This window comes from Chloroflexota bacterium (assembly GCA_034717495.1).
In the GTDB taxonomy this organism is placed as follows: Bacteria; Chloroflexota; Anaerolineae; order JAAEKA01; family JAAEKA01; genus JAYELL01.
In genome coordinates, this window is sequence record JAYELL010000048.1 from 1 (window position 1) to 23,897 (window position 23,897).

The 23,897-nt window shown below is 57.1% G+C and carries 19 protein-coding genes; 10 read left to right on the forward strand and 9 right to left on the reverse strand.

Going from position 1 to position 23,897, the window contains the following annotated elements; all coding sequences use genetic code 11:
* Positions 1-284 precede the first annotated feature (284 nt).
* From U9R25_09300 to U9R25_09310, 3 genes are read left to right on the forward strand one after another with little or no spacing between them, the layout of a single operon-like run.
* Positions 285-551, forward strand: a complete 267-nt coding sequence (locus U9R25_09300) for a hypothetical protein (protein MEA3336090.1) — start codon at positions 285-287, stop codon at positions 549-551.
* The gene (locus tag U9R25_09305; protein ID MEA3336091.1) at positions 542-952 is read left to right on the forward strand and encodes a type II toxin-antitoxin system VapC family toxin; all 411 of its coding nucleotides are present in this window, start codon (positions 542-544) and stop codon (positions 950-952) included. The genes U9R25_09300 and U9R25_09305 overlap by 10 nt, the downstream gene beginning before the upstream one ends.
* The gene (locus U9R25_09310; protein ID MEA3336092.1) at positions 949-1,188 is read left to right on the forward strand and encodes a hypothetical protein; all 240 of its coding nucleotides are present in this window, start codon (positions 949-951) and stop codon (positions 1,186-1,188) included. The genes U9R25_09305 and U9R25_09310 overlap by 4 nt, the downstream gene beginning before the upstream one ends.
* 96 nt (positions 1,189-1,284) lie before the next feature.
* Here the strand turns inward: U9R25_09310 and U9R25_09315 are convergent, their stop codons facing one another.
* The 4 genes from U9R25_09315 to U9R25_09330 form a co-directional block, all read right to left on the reverse strand.
* Positions 1,285-2,898 (reverse strand): amidohydrolase, encoded by a 1,614-nt coding sequence (locus U9R25_09315; GenBank protein MEA3336093.1) that lies wholly within the window; start codon positions 2,896-2,898, stop codon positions 1,285-1,287.
* A 72-nt stretch (positions 2,899-2,970) separates the two neighbouring features.
* Positions 2,971-4,746, reverse strand: coding sequence for an ATP-binding protein (locus tag U9R25_09320; protein ID MEA3336094.1), 1,776 nt, complete (start codon positions 4,744-4,746; stop codon positions 2,971-2,973).
* A gap of 3 nt (positions 4,747-4,749) precedes the next feature.
* Positions 4,750-5,349: a hypothetical protein gene (locus U9R25_09325; GenBank protein MEA3336095.1), complete on the reverse strand. Its 600-nt coding sequence runs from the start codon at positions 5,347-5,349 to the stop codon at positions 4,750-4,752.
* A gap of 15 nt (positions 5,350-5,364) precedes the next feature.
* Positions 5,365-6,558, reverse strand: coding sequence for a DNA double-strand break repair nuclease NurA (locus tag U9R25_09330; GenBank protein MEA3336096.1), 1,194 nt, complete (start codon positions 6,556-6,558; stop codon positions 5,365-5,367).
* 307 nt (positions 6,559-6,865) lie between these two features.
* Here U9R25_09330 and U9R25_09335 point away from each other — a divergent pair, with 307 nt between their 5' ends.
* The 4 genes from U9R25_09335 to U9R25_09350 all read left to right on the forward strand — a co-directional run bounded on the left by U9R25_09335 (position 6,866) and on the right by U9R25_09350 (position 11,614).
* Entirely contained in the window at positions 6,866-9,025 is a 2,160-nt protein-coding gene (locus tag U9R25_09335; GenBank protein MEA3336097.1) for a hypothetical protein, read from the forward strand.
* 193 nt (positions 9,026-9,218) lie between these two features.
* Positions 9,219-10,751 (forward strand): LCP family protein, encoded by a 1,533-nt coding sequence (locus tag U9R25_09340; GenBank protein MEA3336098.1) that lies wholly within the window; start codon positions 9,219-9,221, stop codon positions 10,749-10,751.
* 81 nt (positions 10,752-10,832) lie between these two features.
* Entirely contained in the window at positions 10,833-11,327 is a 495-nt protein-coding gene (locus U9R25_09345; protein ID MEA3336099.1) for a universal stress protein, read from the forward strand.
* A gap of 62 nt (positions 11,328-11,389) precedes the next feature.
* Entirely contained in the window at positions 11,390-11,614 is a 225-nt protein-coding gene (locus U9R25_09350; GenBank protein ID MEA3336100.1) for a YtxH domain-containing protein, read from the forward strand.
* A 333-nt stretch (positions 11,615-11,947) separates the two neighbouring features.
* Here the strand turns inward: U9R25_09350 and U9R25_09355 are convergent, their stop codons facing one another.
* From U9R25_09355 to U9R25_09375, 5 genes are all read right to left on the reverse strand, one after another.
* Positions 11,948-14,674, reverse strand: coding sequence for an extracellular solute-binding protein (locus U9R25_09355; protein ID MEA3336101.1), 2,727 nt, complete (start codon positions 14,672-14,674; stop codon positions 11,948-11,950).
* A 96-nt stretch (positions 14,675-14,770) separates the two neighbouring features.
* Positions 14,771-15,670, reverse strand: a complete 900-nt coding sequence (locus U9R25_09360) for a carbohydrate ABC transporter permease (protein ID MEA3336102.1) — start codon at positions 15,668-15,670, stop codon at positions 14,771-14,773.
* Entirely contained in the window at positions 15,663-16,826 is a 1,164-nt protein-coding gene (locus U9R25_09365) for a sugar ABC transporter permease (GenBank protein ID MEA3336103.1), read from the reverse strand. Before U9R25_09365 ends, U9R25_09360 begins: the two co-directional genes overlap by 8 nt.
* Positions 16,827-17,036: 210 nt before the next feature.
* Positions 17,037-19,325: a polyphosphate kinase 1 gene (gene ppk1, locus U9R25_09370; GenBank protein MEA3336104.1), complete on the reverse strand. Its 2,289-nt coding sequence runs from the start codon at positions 19,323-19,325 to the stop codon at positions 17,037-17,039.
* Positions 19,326-19,492: 167 nt separating this feature from the next.
* Positions 19,493-20,317 (reverse strand): potassium channel family protein, encoded by an 825-nt coding sequence (locus tag U9R25_09375; GenBank protein ID MEA3336105.1) that lies wholly within the window; start codon positions 20,315-20,317, stop codon positions 19,493-19,495.
* A 655-nt stretch (positions 20,318-20,972) separates the two neighbouring features.
* Between U9R25_09375 and U9R25_09380 the strand changes: the two genes are divergently transcribed.
* Genes U9R25_09380 through U9R25_09390 form a run of 3 tightly spaced genes read left to right on the forward strand, consistent with a single transcriptional unit; the run spans position 20,973 to position 23,850 of the window.
* Positions 20,973-22,202, forward strand: a complete 1,230-nt coding sequence (locus tag U9R25_09380) for a radical SAM protein (GenBank protein MEA3336106.1) — start codon at positions 20,973-20,975, stop codon at positions 22,200-22,202.
* Positions 22,203-22,218: 16 nt separating this feature from the next.
* Positions 22,219-23,142, forward strand: coding sequence for an NAD-dependent epimerase/dehydratase family protein (locus tag U9R25_09385; GenBank protein MEA3336107.1), 924 nt, complete (start codon positions 22,219-22,221; stop codon positions 23,140-23,142).
* 45 nt (positions 23,143-23,187) lie between these two features.
* The gene (locus tag U9R25_09390) at positions 23,188-23,850 is read left to right on the forward strand and encodes an acyltransferase (protein ID MEA3336108.1); all 663 of its coding nucleotides are present in this window, start codon (positions 23,188-23,190) and stop codon (positions 23,848-23,850) included.
* Positions 23,851-23,897: the final 47 nt, after the last annotated feature.

Below are 23,897 nucleotides of genomic sequence, written 5' to 3' on the forward strand. Positions count from 1 at the left end.
CTCCATACCGATATGGATATCGGCAATGTGCAGCAATCGAATGGCAGGGTGTGTCATAGCGGCATGATAGCACGATCAGGTTTTCCTGCAAAGAAAGCGAACAATCACCTTCCAGGAAGCTCATAGTTTCCTGAAAGGTCAGTAAATCAAGATGAATCCAGAAGTCCGACTTCTATTCTGCCTGTTCCCGTTAGCCCTGCCAAGACACCGCGATTGACAGCAATATATGCATGCACTATAATGTCATTGATGCCTTCACCCGATCATAGCTTGGAGATTATTCCATGAAGCAGTTAACCGTTCGCGGGATCGATAGCACCCTGCACCATCGCCTGAAAACCGAAGCCAGCCAGCGCGGCCTGAGCGTCAACCGTTATGTCCTGTCGCTCCTGCGACATGCGTTGGGACTTGAGAGCGGCAACGGGAAGGAAGCACCCAGATCGTACCACGACCTGGATCACCTGGCCGGCACGTGGACAGAACAGGATTGCGAGGAATTCGAGCAGCAACTGGCAACCCAGCGGGGCATTGACGAAGACCTATGGCGCTGAATAGCCTCCTGCTCGACACATCAGCCTACTCGGTCTTTAGGCGAGGCCACCCTCAAGTAGTCCAGGCGCTCCAGGAGGCAAAAACGATCTTGATCCCGGCTACCGTGCTGGGGGAATTGCTGGCCGGCTTTGCAGCTGGCAGCCGCCGGGAAGATAATCGCAGCGAGTTGGAGGAATTCCTCCGTAGCGCTCGTGTGCATACGGTTCCCATTGGTACCCTCACCGCCGAACGCTACGCTCACATCTACGCTTACCTGCGTGGCATTGGGCGCCCCATCCCCACCAACGACCTCTGGATCGCTGCATCCGCGATGGAACACGGCTCTGAGCTGTTGACAACAGATCGCCACTATCTGGATGTTCCTCAGATCATCGTGAGGTACGTCACCAGTAGCGAATGACCCCCAATCTGGACACCATCTATGCCGGCACCGAGCAACACGGCGTGTTCAAGAGCAACGATCGGGGCGAAAACTGGCATGCCGTGGACGAGGGATGGCCCGGCGCCCGGTTGCTCTCGCTGGCCATCGATCCGACCGACCCAAGCATCCTGTATGCCGGAACGGAGGACGGCATCTATATGTTCCAGAAACTGGAGCACCAGTTGCATTTGCCGACCATTGCGCGCGGCTGGTAGCGCGCTTCCGCGCGTCCCTACGAGTCGCGTGAACGCTATCGGCAAAGGAGGAATTCGGAGAATCACCTTCCAGGAAGCTCGCGGCTTCCTGGAAGGTCATGAGCAATGGACGATCCGCCCATCGAACACTGTCATTGCCGCTTGCGTGCCGGCGATCCCGGCCGGCGGACCAGCAAAGATATCCCGATCCAGCACGACGCAATCCGCCAACTTGCCGGGGCTCAGGCTGCCTAGCCTGTCGGTCTGCCCACTGGCAATGGCCGGTCCCATGGTGTAACCATAAACTGCCTCCGCGACAGTCAAACATTGCTCCGGGAACCAGCCGCCGGCCGGCGTGCCGTCTGGCCGTTGACGGGTCACCGCAGCGTGGATACCCAGGAAGGGGTTGGGGTCGGCCACCGGAGCATCGGAGCCCAGAGCCAGCACCGCACCGCCCTCCATCATGGTGCGAAAGGCGTAGGTCCAGCGCGCCCGGTCATCGCCCACGGCCCACTCCACCAGGCCCATGTCATCCACCACGTGCAATGGCTGCACCGAGGACACCAGGCCCAATTCGCCAAGGCGTTTCAGATCGCCCGGGCGGCTGTGCTGCATGTGTTCGATGCGGTGGGGGGCAGAAGGCACGGCGAAGGGGGGGGGCGAGGACGCGGGGAGAACTTCGGTAAAGACGTCGAGCAACTCGTGGATAGCCTGGTCGCCGATGGCATGGATACCAACGGAGATGCCGTGCGCGTCGGCCCGGGCCACTTTGTCGGCGATCTCGGCCATGGGCACGATGGGCAAACCTGTTCCGCCATCCTGGTAATCGTCCAGCATCCAGGCAGTGCGCGCCCCCAGGGAACCGTCGGCGAAGAGCTTGATGCCGCCGGTGCGCAGCCGGTCATCGCCAAAACCGGTGCGCAGCCCCAGGGCAATCATGGCATCCAGCGACTCGCCGGCGATCATGGCCCACACCCGCAGGTCCAGTGCCTGCCGTTGCCACAGGCGCTGCCAGGCCAGCATGTCAACTCGGCCCTTTTCGGCACCGGTGGAACGAAAATCGTGAATACCGGTCAACCCCAGGCGATGGGCCTCGACGATGGCATCCCGCATGGCCAGGTCAATCTCATCGTCGCCAGGCTTGGGAGCCACCGCGGACACCAGGTCCATGGCCTTGTCCCGCAGCACGCCGGTAGGCTGGCCTGCCCCATCCCGGTCGATGACACCGGCCTCGGGATCGGGCGTATCGGCTGTGATGCCTGCCAGCCGCAGCGCCATTGAGCTGGCTGTGGCCAGGTGCAGGTCGCTGCGATGGAGAAAGACAGGGTGATCGGGCGCGACAGCGTCCAGGTCGGCAGCGCTGAGAAAGTGTCGCTCAGGCCAGTTGGTCTCGTTCCAGCCCTGGCCGCGGATCCACTGGCCGGGCGGCGCGGATTGCGCCGCCTGGCCCACAGCTTCCTGCGCGGCCGCCAGCGAGGGCAGCCCCGCCAAGCGCAGCCGGCGCCGGGCCAGCGCCCAGCCCTTAAAATGAAAATGGGCGTCGGTGAGACCGGGCAGAACCCGCCGGCCCCGCAGGTCTACCGATTCTGTATTTGGCCGGGCCAGGTCGCGGATTTCGTCATCACTGCCCACAGCCAGAATGTGACCATCGCGGATGGCAATGGCAGTGGCGTCGGGAAAGCGGAGATCCTGTGTCCACAGTCTTCCATTCCAAAGAACCAGGTCTGGCATTCTTGTCCTCGCGTCTATCGACTGAAACCGGGGTTTATCTGTTTCTACAGCGGTGCTGGTTCTACCCCTGCCTTAATCAAAGCCCTCGAAATCCTCGTCCCCTCGCATGGACGTGACGTTAGCCTCGAACTGGCCCGGCAACTCTTCCTCATCTCGAAAACCCATGGCCTTGTAGAAGCCCAGATCGTAGCTGCGAGTGTGCACCACGACCGGCATGGGCACGGCGTGGCCCAGGATCAGTGCCTGTTGCCGCGTATCCAGGCGAGCCAGTACCTCCCGGAGGCCGGCGGCGCCACTCACACCCATCAACACCGCGTGAATATCGCTCTCCTCGTCCAGCAGGGCGGTGACCCGGGTGCCGATCTGGCTCATGACCTCCGGATCGATGCGGCTGGGGCGCTGATCCACCACCAGAAGCGTCACGTTGTACTTGCGCAACTCCCTGGCGATGGTGCCGAAGATCGTATGGCTGGCGATGGCGGGATCGAGGAATTTGTGGGCTTCCTCGATGGTGATCACCAGAGGCCTTGGCTCTTCCGCCCTGTCACCGAAGGCGTTTTCCTTCTTCACAACATACTTCCGGTGCAGGCGCCGCGTCAGAAAGTTGGCGACAAAGAGGTAAGCATCCAGGCTATTTCCATAGCGCCCGAATTCCAGAACGACGCTGGTGCCGTTATCCAGGTGCTTGAATAGATAATCGATAGTATCCGACTGGGCCTTGGGGACCAGAAACCCGTACCGGCGAAAGCGCTCGAAGCGCCGCCGCAGCGCTGCCAGGGTCTGATAGGTCTGTCCCATAGCGTCGGCCAGGCCTTTGAGGCCACTGGCTCCCGGCCCCTCTTCCGGGTCACCCCAGCTTTCGATCCATTTGTCGTCGAGGAAGTTGGCCAGCCATTGTTTTCCAATGCGACGGTGCAGGGCGTAGATGGCACCGATCTGGGCTTCGCTCAGATTGAAGATTCCCCGCAACATCTCCAGATCATCGGGCTCGATCTGGTCGTAGCCAATGGTGATGGTATAGTCGGGATTGGAGTTCCGTCGCCGGCTGGACTCGTCATCCAGCGTAAAAATACTGACCCGGCCATCGGGAAAGATCTGTTTGAGGCCCTTAACCCTGGTGGTAACCCCCTCGCTGCTTCCCTCCCAACCATACTCGTTGTGCATATCGAAAACCAGGTTGACAGCGGCATCGGCATGGATGATGCCCGCCAGCAGCAGGCGACTGAGAAAGGTCTTGCCCGTGCCCGTCTTGCCAAAAACACCGGATGATCTTTCCACCAGCCGCTTCAGATCGAGCGTGATCTTGACATCTTCCATGTCCAGGGGTTCACCAACATGGAAAAAGTAAGTGTCCCGCTGCTTATCAGGGCCCTCTGGCCCGAAGATCTCGTCGACTTCGTCCTGGCCGGCGGCACGCACTTCGCTGAAGTGACCCGGAATCGTCTTGACTGGCCTGGGATCCTGCGCGCCTTCTTCCAGGACCAGCATGGGGCTCAGGTGAACCAGGCCGAAGGCGCTGGTACCCAGGTGAATCTGCCGCAGAAAGTCGTCATCTACAGCGGGCGGATTCAAGGCAATCTCTTCACTGGAAGCGCCCAGTTGCACATCGGTGATCATGCTGAAAAAACGCTTGCGGTCTCCATGCACCACGGAATAACTGCCCACCGCCAGCTCTTCGGTGTTTATCTCCCGAGCCAGGCGCACCTCGAGACCACGCGACAGAGAACCACCAACTATCAATCCAAGGCGTTGGCGAACAGGTTCGAGAGCCCTACCGGCGCTGGGCAACGACTCAAATTCGGCGTCGGCGTCGTAATACTCACTCAATGGCTGAATAGTCTCGGTCACGTTTCACCCCTCGCTTCGCATTCGCTGCAAAATACCGTCAAGTCTGCCAGGATCCCGACTCAAAAGGCGAGCCAACTCCCGGCCGGCCGCTATGAGAAACTCCTGGGTTTCCACCGGTCCGTCCTGAACGGCAGCCATCTGCCTCAAAGAGGCGGCCAACAGCTCATCGGCGGGCACATCCTCCGCGTTCAACAGGGTGCGAAGAAAACCAAAGCCTCCGCCAAACTGGCGAATCTCATCCGGGCCGCAGAGTTCAACCCAACTCAGCGTTGCAGGGGGTTGAGGAGGTAAGCGGTGATAGATCCCTCCGCCATCCTGCCTGCCGCCAACCACAAGGGCATGGACCTCGACGGGCACCTGGCGGCGCTGGCGCTGGTCAGCCACGTACTCGTCGGTCAACGAGCCGGCAGCGATCAACTGCCTGACAAATGGATCGTCGTCGACTCGAACATCGGTGATCAGGCCATAGACCAGGCCACCCCTTCGTTCAACCCGAACCAGGGTACCGAACGAGGGAATTTCTTCCTCCAACGTCTGGCAGCCTACGGTGAAATCCCTTGTGCTGGCGCGCAACACCCGGCCCACCCGCGTCAAATCGCTCATACCAATCACCTCGATCTAATTGAGACCAGTGAATCCCTTCTGAGCCTGCTTCGACGACAACGCAACAGCCAGACCCCGTCGATACATCTCAACGCTTAACATCTGCTCAAACACATCTTTCTCCTGTCGACTGACCCGTGCCAGTTCGTCGGCGCGCGTCAGAACATAGGGATAGTTGGTCAGCCGGCAGTCAGCCAGCACCGAAGTCAGGGCCATGTCCATCTGGTCCTGTTTTCGGGCAATCCACTCCGGAACCTCAACACGCACAACACAGGGATTCTGCCTGTCATTCGCCACATTGAGGAAACAGAAGTAGATACGGTGGCCTTGAGACTCATAGCTTCTATTGATCTCCGATGTCGCGGCGAACAGAGCGGAGCGTTGGCCTGGAGCCAGGTACCTGAACAGACTGCGATCAGCCAGCCCTCGATAGGGATTATCCTGGCGCAGTCGCTCCTTGGAGATTTCCTCCATGGATAATTCGGCCAGGTGTAATAAACGCAGAATGTTGGCGCTGCGAGGACGGTCGATATATCCAAACGGAAAAACGGCCGCCTTCTTCATGATGTCCAAAGCCCCGGCATACTTCTTGACCCGACGCCGTTGCTCTTCATCGCTCAAACGTTGGGGCATCCAGGGAAGAAGAGGCCCGTCACCCAAGGCGACGATACCACGCGCCAGGTCACCACCCAAGGCGAGGCGTTCCTCCCGGGAAAGGAGGGCAAGCACCTGCAATTCCCAGATATCCCGCCGGTAATTGACTTCATCGTTGTCAATCAACCCACCGCCGCGCTGCCGAAACAGATCGGTTGCCTCGAAACCTACCCGGGCCTCGGTAGCTGTGATCGGCGCCTCGCCGCTTCCCTGGCGCAATATGATCGTACCCACGTTAAGCAGATAGTATAGCGCAATGCCGTGGGTATCGGGATATATCTGCGATCCATCGCTGGCAATCAAGGTAGCAGGTTCGACAATTTTGGGTAGCTCTTGCAGTTCATCCAGCCGATCGCCCAGGGGATCTGCCCCGCGCCAGCTTGGATCAACTTTCTCAGCTTGTTTGAGCTTCTCCCTCAACTCATCGGTTACCTGTGCCTGTTCTTTGAGCGTCCGGCGCGCCTGATCCGCCTGATCCCGAAGCACACTGCGTTGCCCGGACAGAGCTTCAGCCATTTCTGCAACAGGCACCGTCAAACGATTTAACTCCAGCATGAGTTACCTCTTATACCTGCCTGAAACCAGTTGCCACTTGTGATGCACAAAATGCGATTCCCTGATCGAACAAACATTCGCCCGTTATTATACTGCAAGCACTTGTACGTGCAAACCAGCGTTTTTCGTGGTATAATGTGAAAACACTATTGACAAATATCCAACAGTATCGTAAAATCGGCCATACTGGGATAAGCGCTATTGGTGTTGGTTGCCAGGAAAGCAACGGACGCCGTATCAACTATGGCCATCCTCAATGCAATCTCGATTGGTGGAGAACCCAGACAATTTTTGAAAGGGGCTCGGCATGGCTCGCATGAATACCGACATCGACTCCCTATCCATGTTCGACGGCGAACGCCGGACCAGATCCTGGAATGTCCGGACCGTTGAGCCGCACCCTTCCTCCCCCCAGGCTACCTCCCAGGGCAATCTGTATATTTTATTGGAGATTAGCGGAGAACCGGAAGCTTCAGCGCGGCTCTATCGCCTGCTGATGAATGCCATCCAAGGGGTATACTACGACTCGACCAGCGACGTGCGAGCAGCCCTTACTGAGGCTATACTCGCCGGGCATAAAGCTCTTCAGGAACATAACAGCGTGTACCCGGATGCGGTTCAGCTTGCCGGAGTCAACTGCGCTGTGCTCAAGGGCAATGAGCTTTTCCTGGGCGTCGGCGGCCCCGCCATGGTTTTGGTCGGACATCCGGAACGAGTCGAGCAATTCCCCGGGGAGATCCACCTGGAGGCTGCTCCTTTAGGGGGCGCTGCGCTGCCCCATATCGAGATCTTTCGGACCTCTATCGGGAAAGAGGCGCTCATTCTGCAATTGGGAAGCAATTGGGCCGCGAATGTGCCATTGCGCAGGCTGGCCGGGGTCGCCCTTGCGTCCGATACCGAGACCGCCCTGGAATACCTGGAAACCCTGGCTCCCAGCGATGCAGACCTCAACGCCATGGCGGTTCATGTGACACCGTCAGCGCAGATCGCCGCCAGCGCGGAAGCGCTCGTCGCTCCCATCGTTGCTCCCCCGGCCGACCAGCAGGAAGAGACGCAAGAAGGGGAACCCGCTACAGAACAAGACGCGGCCGCTGATACCATCGAGGGAGAAGAACCGGTCGAACCAGAGGAAGTGATTGCCTCCGATGGGGAACGAGCCGTGGAGCTTGGCCAGGTCACAGCGGATCCTGAGCCCGTCGCCGAACCTGTGGTAGCAGAACCGCCCAAAAAACGGCGGTGGTGGCCCTGGCTATTGATACTGTTGATTCCGGCACTTATCGCAGCCGGTATCTATGCAGCACGCTGGTATCAACGGAGTGCGGTGGAGACGACAGTCGACAGCCTGATTCAGGGCGCTGTTGCTGCCTATGATGCAGCCATTCAGGAAGGTGTGCTGGACGAAACAGCCCGCGCGCAGCTTCAGGATGCCCAGGAACGGGTTCAGGAGGCCATTGAGCTGCTTCCCCAAGTCCCCGAGGCAGCCGATCTGCAAGCTGACATTCAGGCGCGCCTGAACGAAGTCAACAGTGTTACACCACTCTATAAACTTCTCACGCTGCAGGAGCTGGGCGGTAGCGGCAGCGAGCCTTCCAAAATCGAGATGGACGGTGACCGCATCTACCTGCTTGACCGGGGACTCGATCGCGTAACCCAGTATCGTATTGACAATGTGAGTGGCTTGATCCCGGAGACGTCAGCCGGGGTTCTGGCAGAGCGAGGTCAACCTTTGCCCGATGGACAACTGGTGGGTGAACTGATGGACTTCGTGTGGGCCGACGCAGGTGGCAACCGAAACTCCAGTAATCTTTTGATCCTTGATAGCAACCGAAACCTGATCGAGTATGACAGCGCGACGGGACTCTCTGCACTGGCTCTGGCCGACCGGGAGGCATGGCAGTCTCCCAAGGTCATCTCCAGCTTCATTGGCAACTTTTACCTGGTGGATGGCAGCGAGACAGGCCGCATACTGCGCTACCGCCCGACTGACGATGGCTACGGAAATGCCCCCGAGTCTTATCTGGAGGACGACGCCACTATCGATTTTTCGCGGGCCATAGATGTGGGCATCGATGGCGATATCTGGGTACTGTACCGGGACGGCATGGTGCAAGATTTCTCTGAGGGTCGCCAACGGGCTCTGGAATTTGAGCAACCACCCGACACACCGTTAGCTCAGCCCCAGGCCTTCTTTGTGGGATCCGAGGCAGGCACCGCCCAGAATCTCTATATCGTCGACAGCGGAAACGGACGAATTGTGGAATTCGACAAAACAGGCAAATACCTGCAGCAATTCCGTCCTGATGACAGGACCGATCTGGAGAAGCTGCGAAAGATGCGAGACCTGTACGTTGATGAAATCGGCGGCTATTTCTACATCCTGACCGAGGATGGCCTGTATCGCACCGACATCCCCCAACCCCAGGTCGAAGCTGAGGTCGAAACCGAAACGGACAGCGAGGAAAGCTAGCAAATTGTCAATTGCCAATGGCGAATCCCGCAGCGAAGCGCAGCGGGACCTTGTGGTCAAGGTTAACGCTTGCGTACTGCCTGCGAGGGAGTGACCTACCTACAATTTGCCAATGAGTATAGCCCTGTGCTAGAATCGTGCTATGTACGAGCAGAATAGTGACCCTGGTTCAGCCGATAAGAGAGAGACAAAAATGTCTGACCAGCGGTCGAAAGTAAAGAGAATTTGGCCGGCCTTTGTGCTGGGCATTCTTTTTATTAGTCTTGTTGTTGGGGTGATTTACGCGTCGACGGCTATCTATCAATGGGCCAGAGAGACGGCGCGTTCGCTACCCGAAGTATCGGTAGTCAGCCCGCCCAATATTGTCCTGGCGTCGCGCCCGCAGGCCGGGGACGTCGAAACGACCGAAACAGCGCCACAACAAAAACCCGCCATATCCTCAGCACTTCCCGGCACCAGCCCGTCGCTGATCTTGCCCCAGGTAGAGCAGGATAATCGCATTACAATGCTTCTCCTGGGGGTTGACCAGCGTCCTGATGATTACAGTCCACCGCGCACCGACAACATAATTGTTGTCACGGTAGACCCTGACACGGGCAACGCGGGGATGATTTCCCTGCCTCGCGATCTATATGTCCCAATCCCGGGCTTTGAGCAGGGTGGAAAGATCAACACGGCCTATGTCGTTGGCGAGACCAGCGACTATCCAGGGGGCGGGGGGGCGCTGGCAAAAAACACAGTCAGTGAATTCCTGGGCTATCCCGTCGACTACTATGTCAAGATCAACTTCGACGGCTTCGAGAAAGTCATCGACCTGCTAGGGGGAATCGACGTTGTGGTACCCAATACCATCCACGACGAAGAATTTCCCACCATCGATTATGGCTATTCGACCTTCCATATCGACGCGGGAGATCAACATCTGGATGGCGAAACAGCCCTGAAATATGTACGCGTACGAAACACGGACAGCGACTTCGAACGTGCACGGCGTCAACAACAGGTTCTTATCGCCGTAAAGGACCGGGTTATTGAAAACAAGTTATTGGCCGGACTGCGGATTTTCGATTTCCTCGACGTGCTGGCCGACAACATCGAACATGACATTCCAGCGTCCAAGGTGGCAGAGTTTGTCTCCCTCGCCGGTCGAGTTCAGATCGACGATATCGAACGACTTGTTCTGGACACGAAGTACGCCAAAGTAGACCCCGACAGCCCCTACGGCTGGATCCTGGTGCCTGATCGAGAGCGTATCCGACCCGCGGTCGACCAGGTGTTTTCGGCCAAAAAAGATGCCCCCCAACTGGATGTAGAGGCACTTGCCCGTCTACATGCCCAACAACAGGCACAGCAAGAGGCTGAACTGGCACGACAACAGGTGCGCAATGATTTTCAGGCACAGGCAGAAGCATTGCGTCATAGCCTTGCAGGTGAAGGAGCCCGAATCGTCGTCCAAAATGGTACCAGCGATCCTGTACTGGCAGCCCGAACAGCAGATTGGCTCGAGCGCCAGGGATATGATGTCGTCCAACACGGCCAGGCAGAGCGGACAGACTACCCCCGGACGGTCCTGATCTCTGGCACTGAAAAGCCCTTTACGACCACCAATTTGAAGGATATGTTCGCAATCTCAGACGACAATGTCTTGCGTGAAGATGCTCTTCAAGGAAATGTCGATATCCAGTTGATCGTGGGTCAGGACTTTTATCTGCTTGTTTCCAATTGACCGTTTTACTTTTTAAACAGTTTCTGAGTAAAATGGGGACCGCAGCTCTTTTTTTCTGCATCGGAGATAGTGTTGAGTCCCATGTATCACCGTATCCTCGTTCCCCTTGACGGTTCTGTTTTTGCTGAGCTGGCCTTGGACCATGCCGGGCAGATCGCAGTCGCGGGAGAGACCGAAGTTCATCTGGTGACCGTTGCACCACTTCTGAGCGATCAGTCCCTGGCTGTGGTCGACTTATACCCCGTGCCTGCCTATCATGATTATCAGGCTGACCAGTCGGAAGAGATGCAGCAGGCGCGCGGGCAGTACGACGATTACCTGATTCAAGTGGCGGGGCGCCCGCCATTGACAGGCCACGAAGTCAAAACAATCGTGCGCTTCGGCCACCAGCCAGCCGAGGAGATCATCTCTTACGCCGAGGATGCCGATTGTGATCTGATCGTCATGTCGACCCATGGCAGGTCTGGCATAGGCCGATGGGTCTACGGAAGCGTTGCCGACAAGGTATTGCGTGGCTCGCATATTCCCATCTTTTTGGTAAGGGCCCAGGAAAACTCGGCTGCCCAACAAAACTGAGAGATCATCGATGCCAGTGAGTGTTTCTCTGGCATTCGGCGCCATCTCAAAGGAGGTTCAGTGTGTCAAGACGTATGTGGATGTGGGTCATCGCTGGCTTGATCATTGGTGTCATCGTGGGTGCAGTCATCGGATATTTCCTGGCAGAAGGTACCAAAAATCCGGTGCTGCTCGTTATTGGATGGATTGTAATTTCAGCTATCGGAAGCACCCTCTTTTTTGGCTTCTGGGGCTATGCCGACGAACAGCAGAAGCGGGTGCGCCAGCCCGACCTGATTGACGAGTAAACCTGGATCACGATTGTATCCGTAGCTGACCTTGTCATTAGAAAAAAGCTAAGCTCCTGTTCGAGAAGCGCAGACACGACAGCGCAACGGCAGATCACATTTGCCGCTGCGCTTTTGTATTTCCCCACATACCCCCACCCCTCCATACTCGAATGTCGCGACCCAGGGATCACCCCACTCCCCCTGCCGCGCTGCAGTTAAGGCCCATTCCATGATGGGCCAATCATCTTCGGTCATGGCCAGGTGATTCAGTAAAAAAGGTGTTGCACGTAACAAGCTGTGCAACACCTTTCATCTATCTAACTGGCTGAACAAACCAGATCAATCGATCAGTTACTGAATCTGCTCGAGTTGCTCCGCCAGGCTGGCATTGGCATCTTCGGTGAGCTGATCCAGGGTCTCCTGAACAGGCGCACCGCCAGCAATGGCAGCCATAGCTTCCTCTGCCATGTCTCGTACGAAGTCATAGCCCGGTGCCGGCGGCTCGAAGGTGCCGTAGGGCAGCAATTCGAAGGCGGTCTGGTAGGCCGGATTCTCGGCGAAGTAGTCGTCCAGGCCCTCGGCCACGCTGGCGCGTACCGGGAAGTAGTTGCTGGCCTGCGCCCACTTGGCCTGCACATCAGGGCTGGTGTAGTGCTTCAGGAACAGCCAGGCAGCCAACTGCTGCTCAGACGTGGTCTTGGGAATGCTGACGCTGGCGCCGTAGATGTTCTGCGCCGGCTCTTCAGTGGTATACGGGATCGGTGCAACACTCCAATTGAAGTTGGCACCTTCCTCCACGGCACTACGATAGTATGGCAGACCTGAGCTGGAGCCCACTGTGAACAGCAGGCGGCCCTGGCCAAAGTCGGTCTGGTCGCCGTAGCGCTCCGTCACAATGGTGGCGCAGCCCTCTTCGAACAACTCCTGCAGGAACGACATCGCCGCCACCGCCGCCTCGTTGTTGTAGTCGTATTGGCCATCTTCGTAGTCGAAAACATCCCCACCTCGAGCGAAGGTCCAGCTCGCGAAGCGGGAGGCATCCACGCTCAATTCGTAGCCGATGGGGCTGACATCGGTGCTGGCCCCGCTGTAGGGTGAGGCGCTAGCCGCACAGGCCATCTCCTTGAATTCTTCAGGCGTTGCCGGCGGTGCATCGTAGCCCAATTCCTTCAGCCAATCCATGTTGTAGTACATCACTTCCATGGAGCGGTTGGGCGGGAAGCCCAGACGGGCATTGCCAAAGTTGGGGAAGATGTCCTGGTTGAAGAAGCCTGAGAAGAAGTCCTTCTGCTCAGCACTGTTCAAGCCATACTTGATGCTCTCGACGTAGGGAGTCATGTCCACCAGCGCATCGCCCAACTGGTAAGTTGCAGCCTGATTCTGGTAGGCCACCACCAGGTTGGGAGCATCCTCGGTATTCATGAAGGTCAACATCTTGTTGAAGATGTCACCATAACCACCCTGGTACTCGGCGACCACTTCGATGCCATACTTGTTGGTATCGTTGAACTCCTGAACGATCTCCTGCAGCGCCGTCTCACGGTCGCGCGTGTGCTGGTGCCAGAAGAAGACCGTCTGTCCGCTGGGGTCGATCTTGGCCAGAGCGTCGGGCGATTCGGGAATCTGCTCGAGCTGTTCCGCCAGGCTGGCATTGGCATCTTCGGTGAGCTGATCCAGGGTCTCCTGAACAGGCGCACCGCCAGCAATGGCAGCCATGGCTTCCTCTGCCATGTCTCGTACGAAGTCATAGCCCGGCGCCGGCGGCTCGAAGGTGCCGTAGGGCAGCAATTCGAAGGCGGTCTGGTAGGCCGGATTCTCGGCGAAGTAGTCGTCCAGGCCCTCGGCCACACCGGAGCGTACCGGGAAGTAGTTGCTGGCCTCAACCCACTTGGCCTGCACATCAGGGCTGGTGTAGTGCTTCAGGAACAGCCAGGCAGCCAACTCTGCATCAGGGGTGGTCTTGGGGATACTGACGCTGGCGCCGTAGATGTTCTGCACCGGTTCTCCAGTGGTATACGGGATCGGTGCAACACTCCAGTTGAAGTTAGCGCCTTCCTCCACGGCACTACGATAGTATGGCAGACCTGAGCTGGAGCCCACTGTGAACAGCAGGCGGCCCTGGCCAAAGTCGGTCTGGTCGCCGTAGCGCTCCGTCACAATGGTGGCGCAGCCCTCTTCGAACAACTCCTGCAGGAACGACATCGCCGCCACCGCCGCCTCGTTGTTGTAGTCGTATTGGCCATCTTCGTAGTCGAAAACATCCCCACCTCGAGCGAAGGTCCAGCTCGCGAAGCGGGAGGCATCCACGCTCAATTCGTAGCCGATGGGGCTGACATCGGTGCTGGCCCCGCTGTAGGGTGAGGCGCTAGCCGCACAGGCCATCTCCTTGAATTCTTCAGGCGTTGCCGGCGGTGCATCGTAGCCCAATTCCTTCAGCCAATCCATGTTGTAGTACATCACTTCCATGGAGCGGTTGGGCGGGAAGCCCAGACGGGCATTGCCAAAGTTGGGGAAGATGTCCTGACCGTAGAAGCCGCTGAAAAAGTCTCGCTGCTCCTCAGCAGAGTAACCCCATTTGGCACTATCAACCAAATCGGTCATGTCAATGAGAGAGTCGCCCAGCTGGTAGGTCGCAGCCTGGTTCTGGTAGGCCACCACCAGATTAGGAGCGTCCTCGGTATTCATGAAGGTCAACATCTTGTTGAAGATGTCACCATAACCACCCTGGTACTCGGCGACCACCTCAATCCCGTACTCGTTGCTATCGTTGAACTCCTGAACAATCTCCTGGAGCGCTTCTTCCCGGCCGCGAGTGTGCTGGTGCCAGAAAAAGACCGTCTGCCCGCTGGGATCCACCTCTGCCCATGCATCAGCCGTCGCAGTCATATCCTGGGTAGAAGGCTTGGCCGTTGGAGCTTCTTCTTTGGCCTCTTCAACTTTTTCGGTCACCTTCTCGGCCACTTCTTCGACCTTCTCCTGAACCTGCTCAGATGGCTCATCCTTGCCGCCACAGGCGCCAAGCACCATTGCGGCGACGAGAATAATCGCCAACAGTATCCAAAGCTTCGACCTTGTCATAGTGATTCTCCTCCTTGAGAGTGTAGAAAAGGGTCAATCGATGGTTATCAGAGACGAACCTGCCTCTTCAGCGAAAACTAATCCTCCGTACTGCCCCTATCCCTTCAGACCGGAAGTGGCAATACCCTCGGTAAACTGCTTTTGGGTCAAAAAATACATAATGAGAATCGGGATCACTGTGATGACAGCGCCTGCCATCAGGAGTTGGGTCTCCGGACCTGCTTCTGTCACAAAGGTCCAAAGGCCAACCATCAGCGGTCGCCAATCAGGCTTGGTAGTCACCAGCAGAGGCCACAGGAAAGCGTTCCACGCACCGATAAATGCAAAGATGGTGACCGTCAGGATCGGTGCTACGCTCATGGGCAGCACGATGCGTAACAAAAAGCGAAAATGACCTGCGCCATCGATTTGGGCAGAATCCCATAGCTCATTGGGAATCTGAGCGAAAAACTGGCGCAAGAGGAAAATACTAAAGGCATTTGCCATGAAGGGTACCGTCAATGCAGGCAGCCTGTTGAGCCAGGTACCACCGGGCAGGGGAATGACATCACCACGGATCATCAGGAAATTTGGGATCATGGTCACCGATTCCGGAATCATCATGGTTGCCAGCAAGATGGCGAATAGAACGTTTTTGCCCCAGAAATCGATGCGAGCGAAGGCATAGGCAGCCAACACGGATGATGTCAACAGTCCAGCCAACGTGACCAGCGTGATAATAACGCTATTGAGAAAATATTTATCGAACCTGGCTTCCTCCCACGCCTCCACGTAGTTCGAGAATTGAGGTACATCGGGCAGCCATTGGCGATTGATCGTCTCTCCAAGAGTCATCAGAGAGGTCGATAACATCCAGAAAAAGGGCAGAAAGGCCAGAAACGCACCAAAGAACAGGATGGCGTATAGCACCAGGCGCCCAGGCTGAATGCGAAAACCTGATGATTTAGAAGAGCTAACGCTCGACTGGTCATCCATGGTGGGTGCCGTACTAGCCATAGAACACCTTCTCTCCAAAGACCTTGTTCTGGACCAAAGTCAGGGCCAAAATGATTGCAAAGAGAATCAACGCCTGGGAAGAAGCGTAGCCATATTGATTGGCCTTGTAAAAGGTATCGAAAATCTCCACGCTTGCCACATCTGCCGTCCCCAGGGCCGATGGCTGTCGCATGACGTAAATATGATTGAAGGCCTTAAAGGTTCCGATGAAAGCAATTAGCGCCAGGTAGAAGGTAACAGGTGACAGGAGAGGCAAGGTAATGTATCGGAAAAGATGCCAGTTATTGGCACCATCGATCTTGGCTGCCTCATACAAGTCCCCAGGGATGGAGCCCAGGCCCGCCAGGAAGATAACCGTGTTATAGCCAATGTAGGTCCAGACACCAAAAAAGATGATCGACACCAGAGCCATGCTCGGTCCGGCGACCAGGCCGTCCAGATTCATGCCAAACATGGCATTGACAAAGGGAGCAGGCTCGAAGAGCCACTTTTGGGGATCCTGCCCAATGAGGGCCAAAGCCTGGTTGGCAAGAGAGCTTTCCCGGGGGCTAAAAATGGTGCGGAACACGACAGCTGTAGCCACCACTGGCGTGATGTAGGGCAGGAAGTAGATCATACGAAAGAACTCCTGCCCCTTGATATTCTGAAACAGAATGTATGCCAGCACCAGAGCAATACCTATTTCGGCTGGCACGGTCCCCAACGCATAGAATACCGTGCGGGGCAAGGCGTCGAGAAACCGGGGATCCCCGGTTTCCTGCATTCGGCCCCAGCCCATCATCAGCAGCCAACCGGCTCCGATCAGAAGCAAAGCGCAGATAACACCGGTGACCAGACCCCGGTTGGTCGCAGCTTTAAAAGCATGTTGCCAAACGATGTAGGCTGCAACCAAAAGCAAAATCCCACCGATGAAGAAGACCATACCCTGCCAGTCACCCAGGGCCTTTTCGAAGTTTCCAAGACCAATGAACTTGCCCTGGCGTACACGCCAATTATAGGTGCTCACATACACGGAGTAACCAATGGGGAAGAGTCCGAAAATGGCGATGATCAAGAAAGCAGGGAAGACAAAAAGATAGCCTGCAAGTTGCTCCTTGATGTCTATCCAGCGCCACCGGCGCCGGGGTTTGGGGGCTGGAGATGCTGCGGCTGACAAGGTGCACTCCTCTCAGCAATACTGCCTCTCAGCGTGTCGTCCGTTGGGGAGGATGACGCGCGATTGGGTCGCAACAGGGACAATTTAAATCGTTGCCAGGCAAACTTGACCATCCGGGATCCGTAAATGTGATTATACTGTAAACCCCCCTGTTCGCGCAAGACGGGAACCCATGATGGTTGTCCTACAGGGCAACACGGCTGCTCTGCTCTATCGAGCTTTGCGATTGCTCTTGCTGGCCTGCTTCATGAGAATCTTGTGATAGTTTCTCTCCCGCTCACCATCAGTTGGGTGTTTCAAGAAATAGCTCCCATCGGAATGTAGATCCCACGCCAGGCGATTATCATGCAAGGCCTCCTGTAATAAATTGATGAGACGCTGTTGGAGCTCAGGCTCATCGATAGGAGCTATCAACTCCACCCGCTCGTTGAGGTTGCGCCCCCGCCAATCGGCACTGCCGATAAATGTCCGTGGTTCGCCATTGTTGTGGAAATGGAAGATGCGATCGTGCTCCAGGAATCGTCCCAGTATGCTTACCACACGGATATTCTCACTGATCCCTGGCAATCCTGGTCGTAAACGAGTATGTCCCCGCAAGATTAAATCAATCTGCACGCCGGCCTGGGAAGCCTTATACAGTTTCCTGATAATCGATACGTCATCCAATGCGTTCATTTTGGCGATGATCCTGCCGCTGCCATAGCTCTTCTGGAACGAAACCTCCTGCTGGATCAAGTCCTCGAATGTACTGCGCATGTACTGGGGCGCGACAATAACCTCGTCATATCGCTGGCCAGGCGCGTAACCTGTCAGATAATGAAAGAGCTTAACCAGATCGTTGCCCAGCCTTGGAGAGCAGGTCAGCAACCCTAGATCGGTATACAGTTTTGCGGTCTTGGCATGGTAATTCCCTGTGCCGATGTGACAGTAGGTCCGTGGCCCATCGGGCTCTTCGCGCACGATCAAGGTTGCCTTGCTGTGGGTTTTCAAGCCCACCAGGCCATAGGTCACATGAACCCCTGATGCCTCCAACATCTGGCCCCACTCGATATTGTTGGCCTCATCAAAGCGAGCCTTTACCTCAACCATTACCGCTACCTGCTTGCCCTGCTCTGCGGCATGCATCAATGCCTGAACAATGGGGGATTCATCGGAAGTGCGATAGAGCGTCTGTTTGATCGCGACAACCCGAGGATCAGCCGCGGCTTCCTCGATCAGTCGTTGTACGCTGGCAGCGAAGGATTCATAGGGATGGTGAACGAGGATGTCTCCCTGTCGCAAAATGGCAAAGATGTCTTGCGTAGCCTTGGTCTCTCCTTCATGTAACAACCGGCCTGGAATGACCGGCTCCCAATTTTTGTATCTCAAACGGGGATAGTGCATGTCGGCGAGCTGAAAACATGCTGTGAGATCGAGCAGCCCATCGACCTCGACTACATCCTCGGGCTTCAAATCCAGCTCTCGTTCGAGAAGCCTACGAACATTGGATGGCATCGCCTTGTCCGCTTCCAGCCTTACCACCGGCGCAAAACGCCGTTCACGCAGTTCCCCGGAGATCATGGCCAAAAGGTCCTCGGCCTCCTCCTCGTCCCGACGAACATCGGCGTTTCGGGTAATCCGGAAGGGATAGACACCGAGGATATCCATGCCACCAAAAAGCTCACTGGCATGGTGGGCAATCAACTGCTCCACCGGTAGTAAATGTTTTTTGCCATCGGGGCGATCCCCTTTTAGCTCGATCCACCGTCCCCGGGTCGGAGGTACTTTCAGTCTGGCGAAGTGAATAGTTCCCTGCTTTGGATTACGCAATACCACCGCCAGGGAAAAACTGAGATTCGAGATAAATGGGAAAGGATGCCCCGGATCCACCGCCAGGGGAGTCAGCACGGGATAATAAAAGGTCCGAAAGGTCTTTTGCAGGAACTCTCGTTGCAGCGCAGTAAGATCATCGTAATCGCAGATGACGATGCCCGCCTCTTCGGCCAATGCGGGCTTCAGCTGTTTCTGCCAGATCTCCGTCATGGTGCCGTGCATGAGCAGCGTGGCTTCCCGGATGAGTGCCAGCTGTTGCGTTGGCGTGCGCCCATCGGGCGTCAGCTTGCGCACCCGGGCTGCCTTCTGCCGTTTCAGGCCACCCACCCGTTTCTGAATAAACTCATCCAGGTTGCTGGCGGTGATCGCCACAAAGCGCACCCGTTCCAGCAACGGCGTGCGTTCATCCATAGCCAACCAGAGAACGCGCCAGTTGAAATCGATCCAACTAAGCTCCTGATTGAAATAGAGCGATGGGTGCTTGAGTGACGCATCCTCGGGCACCGGCTGGGGAACAACCGCCCGGGGCACACACGACTTGCGCAAGCCGTCCGTTTCCGGGTCCGAACCGTTGCCAAGCTGCTCGTTTCCCCTGGATTGCCTATCCTTTTCCCCAACATCGGTGGCATCGGTCCCCGACTCTCCAACAGGTACGGCCGTTTTTTTGGTCTCGATCTTGTCTGCCATCTCTATCAGACTCCTCATCCTTGAAGCAGTTGGGCGGCAATCCCAGAAACCATTTTCGCGGGATCATACGTCACCGTCGCATCCATGAAAGACCCATAACGTCCGACTCCCGTACTGCCATTATAGCAGGCCTTGTGCTCCTTGGCTACCGATTTCCCCAAGCCTACCTACGAAAGCAACTCTTCGATCTCCCCTAGCTGGTTGCGCAGCTCAGTAGTAGCCTCTTGATAGGCCAGCTCCTGTTGGTCCAATAGCCGCTGAATTACGAGCAGGCGGGCGCGGGGATCATCCGTATCCGTTACCGCAACGGGTTCAGTGGACGCTTGCAGGCGGCGATGCCTGGAGGTCCTGAACCAATTCGTGACAAAGCTGGTGAAAACACTGATAAGGCTGATACCCACTGCCATCAACAATGTCCCGACGATGCGTCCGCCTGAAGTGACGGGATATTTGTCTCCGTAGCCAACCGTCATCACGGTCACGTAGGCCCACCAGAGAGCATCCTCAGCGGTCACGATGTTGGCGCCAGCTGCCTGGAATTCTGCTTCCAGGACGAAGGCCGCCGAAAATTCAAATACCACGATGGCGACTGCGGTCAAGAGTAGCAGGATGCTTTGGGCCCGGTTATTTTCCGCGATTGTTTTCACCCTTCGCCGTTCGTCGTCCCCTAGTTTTCGCACGGCCAGCCAAAACTGGATCAGGCGCAGAAAGTGCAATCCAGGAATGCTGCCAAGGATTGTCATCCAACCGTAATACTCAAAAAAGTATCGACGCCTCCCCCGTTGCCTGAACACCTTGTAGAAACCATCGACGATCAGAAAAAGACTGATCAATGCACTGATGCCGAGGACTACCTGCCTGGCTTCCGGCGGCAGGTTGAGTGGTAACAGCAGTAGGATCTCATTGATCACGGAGATGAATGCCAACGCCAGTACGAACATCTCGTAACTGGGATTGAATGGTAGTCGACTGGAAGGATTATCCTCTTTCATCGAATTGCTCCTGCATAGTCTTTGCTTAGGGGACAATACTGGGAAGTGGCGCCAAACATCCCATCGGACTGATCGATTCCCGATAACTCGTTCTGATGCAAGTATACCTGACAGTTGGCGGCTCGTCTAGGTTCTGTATGACCTGGCACCGACACTTAATCAACTAAAGTGATTCCTGATAGAGACCAGGAGTTTGCCAGCATCATCGCCGCTCGTTTGGCCACCTTCAAACCCCTGTCTTGAAAACCGGCATTTTCGGCGGCATCGGGAGCCAATTCAGAGTTTGCCTACAGGCCCGCATCCTGATTAGCGGAGTCTGCGGAGCGTATCGAGGGGTGCCGGCCTACGCCGTGAGACGGACGAAGCCGTTTGTTCAAAGTTGGGCAACCCTTATGATCCCTCCCCGAACCGGGGAGGGGAGTCGGGATGACGCTACTCTGCAGACCTCAACCGCTCCCCCTCCCAGATTGGGAGGGGGCCGGGGGGTGGGTCACAAGCGCCATATTGAGTGCGGCCTGATACAAATTGAGGAGAGTCGAGGCATCGTCCGGTGCGTGTGCCTATGGTATAATGCAAGAAGATGTCTCCAAAGGCGTTTTTTCTAAATCCGCCCAGCCTGCCGGGCACCACGGCCAACCGTGAGGGATCTGGCGGCATGGGAACAACAAGTGACGAGCCAAATGGCTTCGTCTACCCTCCTCAACTGCTGGCCACAGCTGCAGCTGTCTTGCGGGATGCGGGATGGCAGATTGCCGGACTCGATGCCGTTGTCCGGGATCTTGACCCCGATACTGTCATCGAACAATTGCCCGCTTCAGAGCTGCTGGTCGTAACGGCGAGCTTTGCGACTCTGGCCGCCGATCGGGCGTTTCTCAACCGGCTCAGGGAACGCAAACCCTTGTCAAAAGTGCTGGCCATTGGCCCGGCTTTGTCATTTCCCCAGGTTTCCCATGCCCTTAGCGACCTGGTCGATATACTTCTGGCAGGCGAACCCGAACTGGCCGTTCCGACAGCGGCTCGGCGACTGCTGGACGGAGACATCAGGCCGGGTGAGGTGGTTAATCCCTATGAGCTGGTGCCGGGGAGCTATCATCCCGATGGCCGGTTGCTGGCACTGGACGCGCTGCCCATTCCCGCCTGGGAGATCTTCCTGACCGGGCGGGATGACTTCAGCTTCCTGACCCTGCACAGCAGCCGGGGTTGCGCCGCGGGCTGCCGTTTCTGTCCCTATGTCGTTGCTCAGGGCAGGGACCACCGTTTTCAGTCTCCCAGCCGCACGGCCGATGAACTGCTTCACCTGGACGGCGCGTTTCAGGCGGGCCATGTCATGTTTCGCGATCCGGTATTCGCCCTTGATCGGAGCCGCGTGCTTGCTCTCTGCTCGGAGCTCCACCATCGCACCATGAAGCTCACCTGGGAGTGCGAGAGCCGGCCCGAACACTTTGACGGGCGTCTGTTACGGACGATGAAGGCTGCCGGCTGCACGACAATCAAGATCGGCCTGGAGAGCGCCGATCCCGAACTGCTGGTGGCACTGGGGCGGGTTGGCGATCGAGATGAGGCTGTGACCTATCTGGATCGCGTGGCCGAGGTTGTGCAGTTGAGTCGCGATGCAGGTATTCTTTGCCGCATTTTCGTCATGGCCGGCCTGCCAGGCGAGACAACGCAATCAACCGAGCGCACAGCCGGGTTTATTCGTAACCTGGAGCCGGCGCGACTGCACGTCAAAACATTCGTCTGGTATCCGGGGATATCGCTGGCGCAGACTGCAGGTCGCTCTGTGGATGATCGGGTCGAATTGCTGGAAGCAGCGGGAAATTACCGGTCACCTGCCTGGCAAAGAGTGGCTGATCGCTTAAGGCAGGTGGTTCGTGGTTGGGCATAGGATGCGTCGCGCTTTTTTGACAGGCGGCTCTGGTTTCGTCGGCAGCCACGTGGCACGCGCGTTGTTGGCAAAGCAGGTGGCGGTACGCGTCCTGGTTCGTTCGCCCGTGTCGCCCGGAAGCCTGTTAAATCGGCTGGATGTGGAACTGGTGGCAGGAGACCTGAACGAACCAGGGCCATGGATGGACACACTGGCCGGTTGCGACACACTGTTCCACCTGGCTGCCTATTACAGCAGCGATCCTGCCGATGCCCACAGTCTCTACCAGGTCAACCTGGATGGCACACAGGCTTTACTTACGGCGGCAGCCGAAGCCGGAATAGCACGGGTCGTGCACACCAGCACCATCGGTACTATCGGACGACCGGATAACGGAAGCCTGCCCTATGAAACGACCCCCTTCAATCTGTGGCGAACCGGTAGCCACTATGTGCGTTCCAAGTGGTTGGGTGAGGCGGCGGCGCTGCTCTGGAACAGGCGGGGCCTACCGGTGGTGGTGGTTCACCCGACGGCGCCGGTAGGGGCTGGCGATTGGCGACCAACCGCCACGGGAGGACGTTTTATCGATTTTCTGGAAGGCCGGCGACCTGACTACCCGGCTGGTGGCATGAATCTCTGTCCGGTTACCGATATTGCAGCGGGCCACCTGGCAGCAGCCATCCGGGGTACACCCGGCAGCCGCTACATCCTTGGACACGCGGATGGTAATCTGGATGAAGAGGCCTTTATCTCCCTTCTGTCGGAGGTAAGCGGGTTGCCTGCACCGCCGGCTGTGACGCGCAAAGCGGGCCGTCGGCCGGCGGGTTTGACCGCCGATCCGGCGCGGGCTATCACGGAACTGGGCATGCCGCAAGGGTGCTTGCGTGAGGCGATCGCTGATGCGGTGGCGTATTATGAGGGAACAAGGAAACGGGAAATAAGTAGACAAGGAAACAAGTAGACAAGGAACTGCTCATTCTGCTCGGGCCGGAGTAAAGGACAGAAATTGGATCAAATCAAAATGCGCTGGGCCATCTTCTGGATGCATCGCAGCGGGCAAAAAGGTTGGCGCAGGCTTGCCATGCGCCTGGCAGCCTGGGGACAGCCTCCCTATAAGGCTCGACGACGTCTGGCCCGCTGGGGGCAGGTTGGGTTCATCTCGCCAGACGCCCAGATCGATTGCCCTGGACTTCGACTCTCCCAGGGGTGTTTTATCGACGACGATGTGACCATCTTTCAACACCCGGATGGTGGTGCCGTCGACCTTGGCGAAAGGGTCCATATCTACCGTGGTTGCATCGTCGAAACAGGTCCGGGGGGAAGCTTGACCGTGGGGTCGGATACCCACATCCAGGCTCGCTGCCAGTTTACAGCGTTTGCCGGCCCCGTCGAGATAGGGGCCCGGGTTCAGATCGCGCCCAACTGCTGCTTCTATCCCTACGATCACAGCTTTATTTTAGATGAAGACATCGCGAGCCAGCCCCTGCAGAGCAAAGGGGGCATTGTCATTGGCGACGGTGCCTGGCTTGGGGCGGGAGTGACGGTTCTGGATGGCGTGACCATCGGCAAGGGGGCGGTCATCGGCGCTGGCGCGGTTGTGACGCGCAACATTCCCGACAATGGCATTGCTGTGGGTGTGCCTGCCAAGGTGGTGGGGGAACGGAGGTAAGGTCGGAAAATTCGCCCCTCACCCAACCAACCGATCTTCCAGGAAAC